Annotated in this window: 7 protein-coding genes, 1 tRNA gene and 1 pseudogene; 7 read left to right on the top strand and 2 right to left on the bottom strand. The window is 72.8% G+C overall.

The window, feature by feature from the left end; translation table 11 throughout:
* Nucleotides 1-39 precede the first annotated feature (39 nt).
* Nucleotides 40-990 carry a catechol 2,3-dioxygenase gene (locus BZY54_RS14405; protein WP_086725572.1) on the top strand — a complete coding sequence of 317 codons (951 nt, stop codon included), beginning with the start codon at nucleotides 40-42 and terminating at the stop codon, nucleotides 988-990.
* A gap of 294 nt (nucleotides 991-1,284) precedes the next feature.
* Complete coding sequence (locus BZY54_RS14400) at nucleotides 1,285-2,613, top strand: MFS transporter (protein WP_086725571.1); 1,329 nt, start codon at nucleotides 1,285-1,287, stop codon at nucleotides 2,611-2,613.
* 33 nt (nucleotides 2,614-2,646) lie between these two features.
* On the opposite strand, the gene BZY54_RS14395 is transcribed toward BZY54_RS14400, so the two are convergent.
* Nucleotides 2,647-3,459 carry a helix-turn-helix domain-containing protein gene (locus BZY54_RS14395; RefSeq protein ID WP_086725570.1) on the bottom strand — a complete coding sequence of 271 codons (813 nt, stop codon included), beginning with the start codon at nucleotides 3,457-3,459 and terminating at the stop codon, nucleotides 2,647-2,649.
* A gap of 203 nt (nucleotides 3,460-3,662) precedes the next feature.
* Complete coding sequence (locus BZY54_RS14390; protein ID WP_086725569.1) at nucleotides 3,663-4,109, bottom strand: SH3 domain-containing protein; 447 nt, start codon at nucleotides 4,107-4,109, stop codon at nucleotides 3,663-3,665.
* Between the two features lie 240 nt (nucleotides 4,110-4,349).
* Here BZY54_RS14390 and BZY54_RS14385 point away from each other — a divergent pair, with 240 nt between their 5' ends.
* The 5 genes and pseudogenes from BZY54_RS14385 to BZY54_RS14370 all read left to right on the top strand — a co-directional run bounded on the left by BZY54_RS14385 (nucleotide 4,350) and on the right by BZY54_RS14370 (nucleotide 6,961).
* On the top strand, nucleotides 4,350-4,880 hold the full coding sequence (locus tag BZY54_RS14385) for a MarR family winged helix-turn-helix transcriptional regulator (RefSeq protein WP_086725568.1): 531 nt from the start codon (nucleotides 4,350-4,352) through the stop codon (nucleotides 4,878-4,880).
* 114 nt (nucleotides 4,881-4,994) lie between these two features.
* Nucleotides 4,995-5,068: transfer RNA gene (locus tag BZY54_RS14380), tRNA-Pro, on the top strand.
* A gap of 353 nt (nucleotides 5,069-5,421) precedes the next feature.
* Nucleotides 5,422-5,634 (top strand): annotated as a pseudogene (locus BZY54_RS55430) (ABC transporter transmembrane domain-containing protein); the annotation flags it as partial.
* A gap of 110 nt (nucleotides 5,635-5,744) precedes the next feature.
* Nucleotides 5,745-5,867 (top strand): putative leader peptide, encoded by a 123-nt coding sequence (locus BZY54_RS54750; protein ID WP_279634683.1) that lies wholly within the window; start codon nucleotides 5,745-5,747, stop codon nucleotides 5,865-5,867.
* Nucleotides 5,868-6,073: 206 nt separating this feature from the next.
* Nucleotides 6,074-6,961 carry a glutathione S-transferase C-terminal domain-containing protein gene (locus tag BZY54_RS14370; RefSeq protein WP_086725567.1) on the top strand — a complete coding sequence of 296 codons (888 nt, stop codon included), beginning with the start codon at nucleotides 6,074-6,076 and terminating at the stop codon, nucleotides 6,959-6,961.
* Nucleotides 6,962-6,975 lie beyond the last annotated feature (14 nt).

Genomic DNA, 6,975 nt, shown 5'->3' with positions numbered 1-6,975 from the left:
CCCCCCGTACCGCCCCCGCACGACCCCTTGGAGACAACGATGGCTCCGCCCCTCGGTGACATCGCCCACGTCGGGCACGCCCAGCTGTTCACCCCGGACCTGGACGCCAGTGTCGCCTTCTTCACCGACTACCTCGGCCTCACCGTGTGCGGCCGGGACGGCAACACGGTGTACCTGCGCACCTTCGACGACTACGAGCACCACAGCCTGGTCCTCACCGCCCGCGACCGGCCCGGCCTCGGCCGGCTCGCGCTGCGCACCTCCAGCGAGGAGGCCCTCCGGCGCCGGGTCGGGGCGATCGAGGCGGCAGGGCGCCCCGGCCGCTGGGTCGAGGACGAACCCGGGCTCGGCAAGCTCTACGTCACCACCGATCCCGACGGGCACGAACACGCCCTGTACTGGGAGAGCGAGCACTACCGGGCCCCCGAGGAACTGAGGCCCGCGCTGAAGAACCAGCCGCAGGCCAAGCCCAATCGGGGCGTGGGCGTGCGCCGACTCGACCACATCAACTTCCTGGCCGCCGACGTGCTCGCCAACGCCGAGTTCCAGCAGGACGTGCTCGGCGCCCGGCCCACCGAGCAGATCCGGCTCGACACCGGCCGGATCGCGGCCCGCTGGCTGACCTTCACCGACAAGTCGTACGACGTCGTCTACACCGAGGACTGGACGGGTTCGAGCGGCAGGCTGCACCACATCGCCTTCGCCACCGACACCCGCGAGGACATCCTGCGCGCCGCCGATCTCGCCATCGACAGCGGCGTGTTCATCGAGACGGGCCCGCACAAGCACGCCATCCAGCAGACGTTCTTCCTCTACGTCTACGAGCCGGGCGGCAACCGCATCGAACTGTGCAATCCGCTCACCCGGCTGGTGCTGGCGCCCGACTGGCCGCTGATCACCTGGACCGAGACCGAGCGGGCGAAGGGGCAGGCCTGGGGCCTGCGGACCATCGCGTCCTTCCACACCCACGGCACACCACCCGTCGGCTGACACCGCGTGCACGAAGGGGTGGGCGGCACACCACGGTGTGCCGCCCACCCCCTTCTGTCACCTGCGGGTTTGCCGTGCGCCGGGTCCGCGGGCCGTCCGGGACGGTTTGTCGCGGAGATTGTTGACAAAAGCGTTGACACTCACTGGGGCGGCTCCTACCGTCTAGCGCATCGAATGGGTCCGCCGCATGAGCCGCGTTCGACCCTCCCCCGGTCCCCCGGCTCCGCCCGAGCAGGGGGACCCCCATCCCCGATCCCCTCCAGGGGACGCCTCCTGGACGAGAGGAAAACGACGATGTCCTCCTCCACCGCCCTGCCCGCGCGCGGCAGCAGACTGGCCGCGCTGGTCGTCGGCCTGTGCTGGCTGGCCGTGCTCTTCGACGGCCTCGACATGTTCATCTACGGCTCGGTGCTGCCGCACATGCTGGAGCAGAAGGCGCTCGGGCTCACCCCCGGCCGGGCCGGCGACCTCGGCAGCTACGCGACCTTCGGCATGCTGGTCGGCGCCCTGACCGCGGGCACGGTCGCCGACCGGATCGGCCGCAAGAGGCTGATGGTCGGTTGCGTCACGCTCTTCTCGCTGGCCTCCGGACTGTGCGCGGTCTCGGGCGGTGTCGCGGTCTTCGGGCTCGGCCGGACCCTCGCCGGCGTCGGCCTCGGCGGTCTGCTGCCCACCGCCATCAGCATGGTCACCGACTACGCCCGCGGCGGCCGGGGAGCCCTCACCATCGGCGCGCTGATGACCGCCCACCACGCCGGCGGGATCCTCTCCGCCTACGTGGCCAAGTGGCTGGTGGAGCCCGTCGGCTGGCGCTCCGCCTTCTGGATCTGCGTGGTCCCGCTGCTGTTCGTGCCGGTGCTCGCCAAGGCCATGCCCGAGTCGCTGAGCTTCCTGGTCGCCAAGGGGCGTGACGAGGAGGCCCGCGCGCTGGCCGCCCGCTACGACGTCGAACTCCCCGCCGCACCCGCCGGCAAGAACCCCGCCGACCGCTGGAGCGCCCTCGTCGGCCTCTTCCGCGGCGGCGAGTGGGTCCAGACCCTGCTGTACTGGCTGGCCTCCTTCGGCGGCCTGCTCCTCGTCTACGGCGTCGCCACCTGGCTGCCCACCCTCATGCGCGGCGAGGGCTACAACCTCGGCTCCGCCCTGACCTTCGTCGTCCTGTTCAACCTCGGCGGCATCGTGGGCATGCTGGTCGCCGGCCGCGCCTCCGACCTGTTCGGGGCTCCGCGGATCTCGGCGATCTGGTTCGCGCTGACGGCCGCCGGCGTCTTCCTGCTCAGCGTGCACATGCCGTTGGCGCTCACCTACACGGTGGTCTTCCTGACAGGCGTGTTCCTCAACAGCGCCCAGACCATGATCTACGCCACCGTCTCCATCCGCACCACCCCCGACAGCCGTGCCACCGCCGTCGGCTGGACCTCCGGCATGGGCCGCTTCGGGGCGGTCTTCGGCCCCTGGCTCGGCGGCCAGCTGCTCGCCGCGGACCGCGGCGACTGGGGCTTCACCGCGTTCGCGCTGGCCGGTGTCTCGTCGATGGTCTTCATCGGCATCGCCGCCCTGCGCTCGACGAAGCAGTCCTCCCGCGGCGGCAGCACACCGCAGGAACTGCTCACCGCGGGCTGAGCCCACGGGACCCGCCGGACGGCCCGAACGGCGTCAGGGGTGCCCGTCCGCGTCGTCGTCCAGGCCCGTGCACGCCACCTTCCCGTTCACCTCCGCGCACGCCTCCACCCCGCGCGGTGAGGACACGGCGAGCATCGGACTGGTGTCGCCCCGGGTGTCGTCGGCGGAGTACGTGGCCGACAGCACGTTCTGGCCCGTCCGCACCGACACCTCCCGGGCCACCGCGCCCCGTACCTGCAATTGGGACCAGGCGGTGCCGCAGGAGGGGGACCAGCGCAGCCGCACGGTGTACGTCGCGTCGCTCACGGTGCTCTTGGTCTGCGCGTCCTGGGCGCAGGCCGATGCGCCGGGCAACTCGCCCTGGCAGGGACGCACCTGGCAGCGCTGGGACATGGGCACGACCCGAGTGCCCGGCGCGGCGCCGCGCGAGGAGGTGGCGAGGGCCGTGACCACGGCCGCCACCGCGGTCAGCACGGTGAGCACCGGCAGCAGCGGCAGCCGTCCCGGGCGCGCACGAGACGCACCGGCGGACCCGGACCCGGTCTCGGGCCCGGCCTCGGACTCGGACCCCGCCTCGGACTCGACCGGTGCGGGCGGTGCGTCGCCCGCGGCCTCCCACAGCGCCAGGGCCGGCGCCGGGTCGGCTCCCGCGAGCCGGGCGAGCGCCTCGACGGCCGAGCGCGGGGGGCGTTTGGCGCCGGTCAGGTAGCGGTGCCAGGCGGACTTGCTGTAGGGAGTGCGCGTGGCGAGGGCCGCCAGGCTCAGGCCCGTACGGTCCCTCAACTCCCGCAGGGTCGCCACCAGCGGCCCGGCTGACGGTGCCGCTTCCTGGGCCTGCCGCATCATGCTGCTCCCGACTCAATTTCCGCTTTGGGTGTTTCGCCCCGGTTGCCGGAATGATTTCCCGGGTTCCGGGCGCCGCCACACATCCGCGAGGTATGAGAAACCTGAGCCTGATGTGGCTCCGGCACGGCCGAACGTGCCGGGGCCCGTTCCGGCGAGGCGCGGAACGGGCCCTGTCCGTCAGGACGTACGGGGTCGAGGAGAGGTCAGCACCACGGGACGGCACCGCGGACGCGCACATAGCGCGCCGAGACGTAACCCCGCACGTGCGCGAGCCGGTACCACTGGTGGGTGCCGCGTACCCACGACCCGTACGTCCGGCACTTCAGCGCGACCAGCCGGCCCGTGTGCCGGACGCCGATCACGCGGTAGCCGGTGCCGGGGCCGGACCGGACGTTGAGCGAAGAGCGATGCGTCATCACCCGCCCGAGGGAGGGGTTCGAACGGTGGTGCGTGAGACGGTGGTTGACGTGGTGCGTGTGCCGCAGGTGCCGGGCGGGGGCGGGCAGCAGTGACGGGACCAGCTGCGACGCGGCCGCCGACGCGACGGGGCGCGCAGCCGGAGCGGCCGGGGCGGCGTCGGCGGCCGTGGGCACGAGCGCGAGCATCGCGACCGTGGCCAGCAGGCCGCCGGTGAGGGTCCGTCGGATCATGGAAACCTCCGGGCTGTCGTTCGTGTGACCACGTGGCGTGATCACATGTCGCCCAGCGTTTCCGCGGCGGCCGCCGAGGATGCCGTCCCCGCGTCCCGGGGACGGCGGGGACGTCCCCGGGGACCGGGACCGCCGCGTTTGTCGCCGCGCCGCCCGTGACGGTCCGCGGAGGAGCGGGTCGCAACAGTGAACGATCCAGCAAACTACTTGAGTAAGTCAACGATATGGTAGTCTGGGGGTATGCCCACTGCATCGTCGCCCACCGGACCCGTCATCTCGCCGGAAGTGGCCGAGATCGAGCGCGCCCTGACGCGCATCACCTATCTGAGCACACGGGCCCGGCAGCACGAGCGGCTGATGGGCCTGGCCGGCGTGCCACTGGACCGCGCCGCGGTGGCGCTGCTGCGCCAGATCGCCGACTCCGAGCCGCTGCGGCCGGGCGAGCTGGCCAACCGCCTCGGCGTGGAGGCCTCCCATGTGACGCGTACCGTGCAACAGCTGGAGAAGTCCGGCCACGTCATCCGCGTCCCCGATCCCGACGACCGCCGTGCCCAGCGCATCCGGCTCACCGAGCCGGGCCGGGAGGCCATCGCCCGCATCCGCGAGGCCGGCGCCCGCGGCATGCAGCTCGCCCTGTCCGACTGGTCCGCCGACGAGCTCCACCAGCTGGCCACCCTCTTCCATCGGATGGTCGACGACTTCCTCGCGTACGCGAACGACATGGACGTCGAGCAGGACACCGCGGAGGCGGCACCGGGGCGCACCGGCTGAGGACTGCGGCGCCGCCCCGCCGACCGCGGGCCGACCGGGGCCGACCGCCAGCGGCCGCTCACGTACGGTAGGGTTTACCTGGGCGTTCGGACGGGCCACCGCGCGAACACCCGACGGGACGTGGCGCAGCTTGGTAGCGCACTTGACTGGGGGTCAAGGGGTCGCAGGTTCAAATCCTGTCGTCCCGACGTGCACGACGCAGGTCGCAGGCCGCTTCGGAGGAATCCGGGGCGGCCTTCTCGTTGTCCTGGTGACCGGAAAAACGCTTGGACCGCGCAGGTGCCGTCGCGGGACACTCCCCTCCCCGGCCTGCCCGTACTCGCTCGGTGGCCGTGCCGTGAACCGCCGGGGGCGGCTTCGGGCTGCCGTACGACACCACGGGATGTGGGATGGAATCGCCTGAGTTACGAAAGGCATCGCCCCGCAGGGGCTCGGTGCTCCTCGCGCTTCGCCGCTACGCACGGGAGTTGGCCCGGCTCCGGCGGCTGACGGTGCCCGCGATGCTGCTTCCGGCGGTGGGCAACATCGGCCTCAACAGGCGCCCCTCGTCCGCCGCCGTCAGGCGCTCGTCGACCAGCGGGAGGAGGCGATCGCGCGGGTGTCCGGCCACGTCGCCGACAGCTTGATGAACATGGAGACGGTCCGGGCCTTCGCCGCGGAGGAGCGTGAGGCCGCCGAACACCGGGCTCGCGTCGCGGAGTCGCGGCGGCTGTCGCTGCGGTCCTGGGACTACGGCAACCTGCGCATCGACTCCCACCGCCCACGGTCCGCACCTCGGGAGCCGGCCCGGCGGACTCCCTCTTGACTGCGGCTCCAGGTGGACCGACACTCCACTGAGGAATCCTAGTGAACAGGTAGGGAAACATGGGGCGCCTTGAGCCGGTCACCGGCCGCGTGAGCCGTACGCCGCGGCCGTCGCCTCTTCTGACCTCCCGCCGCCACATCGACCTGCTGCGCGTGTGCAGCGCCATCAGCCCCATGGGCTGAACCCGACGGTCCCGCGCCGATCCGGCCCGGCGGCATGCCACGGGCCCCGCCGGCGCGCCGGTACCACCGCACGGCGCCGGGCCCGTCACGCGCCCCGGCCCGCGGCACCCATGCGGTGAGCCTCGCCCCGGACCGCTTCCGTCGCACACCCCTCCGCCGCCGACTTCCCCCGCGCGTACGTCCACGCGCCCGTACCAGGGAGGCACATGTCCATCACGCCGCACGCCGCCCGCCCCACCACTTCGACCGCTCCCGTGTTGCGCGGCCGCATCGGCCGCGACCCGCGCAGCGGCCACTACCCGGTGCCGCGCCGCTACCGCCTCCACCTGTCCACCGCCTGTCCGCAGGGCCTGCGTATCGCCGTCACCCACAGCCTGCTCGGCCTGGACGACATCTGTCCGGTGACCTTCCTGTCCGCCGTACCGGACTGTCCCGGCGGCGGGCACGCCGCACTGCGCCCGCTGTACGAGGCGAGCGCCCACCGCTACGCGGGCCCGGCCCTGGCGCCGGTGCTCAGCGACGACTGGTCCGGCCGGATCGTCAGCACCCATGCCCCCGACATCATGCGGGACCTGGACCGGCACTTCGGGGACGGACGTGCCCCGCTGTACCCGTGCCGCGCAGCCCCGGAGATCGAGGCCGTCGAGCGCCTGTGCGCCCAGGGTGTCGACGAGGCCGCGCAGAACGCCGGACGCGCCGGCGCCGACCCGGTGGTGCGGGCGGCGGCCCTGGACGTGCTGCTCGACACCCTGGGCGCACTGGATCGGCGACTCGCCGACGGCACCCCGTATGTGGCAGGCGACCAGATCACTGCGGCCGACGTCGAGTTGTGGGTGTCGTTGGTGCACCTCGACACCGTGCACCGCGTCCACCTGGACGCCTCCGCGGTGCAGCGCATCGCGGACCATCCCGCGCTGTGGGCGTACGCACGCCGCCTGGCGGCCCACCCGGCCTTCGGGGCCCACCTCGACCTCGACGGCATCGCCCGCCGCCACCACGCCCGCTGCCAGGGCCTGGAAGCGGCCGGAGCCGCCGTGCAGATCCTCGACTGGGCGGCCCACGCCGGCGGCGCGGACCGCGCCGAATGCCGCTGAGCTGTTTCAGCGGG

The sequence above is a fragment of the Streptomyces carpinensis genome (assembly GCF_002154505.1).
GTDB lineage: Bacteria > Actinomycetota > Actinomycetes > Streptomycetales > Streptomycetaceae > Streptomyces > Streptomyces carpinensis.
This window is presented reverse-complemented; position numbering and strand designations above follow the sequence as displayed.